Source organism: Adlercreutzia sp. DFI.6.23, from assembly GCF_024462535.1.
GTDB classification, from domain to species: domain Bacteria; phylum Actinomycetota; class Coriobacteriia; order Coriobacteriales; family Eggerthellaceae; genus Adlercreutzia; species Adlercreutzia rubneri.
Window position 1 is genome coordinate 1 of sequence record NZ_JANGBP010000687.1, and the last position, 293, is coordinate 293.

At 60.1% G+C, this 293-nt stretch carries 1 pseudogene; it reads right to left on the reverse strand.

The annotated features are described in order from the left end of the window. Positions 1 to 293 (reverse strand): annotated as a pseudogene (locus tag NE591_RS15070) (ABC transporter permease); the annotation flags it as partial.

Sequence of the window (293 nt, forward strand, 5' to 3'; positions counted from 1 at the left end):
CAGGAAGTAGATCACAGCGCCCACCACCACGGAGCTCAGCTTGCAGGCAAAGTTAATGAGCCGTCCCATGAGCACCTCGCCGATGACAATGGCAGCCAGGCCGATGACGATGGCGCCGCGGCCCATGTTGATATCCGCATATTTCTGGTGCTGGCACACCAGGGCTCCGGAAAGCCCCACCAGGCCGTTGCTTAGCATCAGTCCCAGAAGCTTCATCCGCTTCACATTGACTCCCAGGGCGCGGATCATGTCCTCGTTGTTTCCCGTGGCCCGGAGAGCGCTTCCGATCTCTG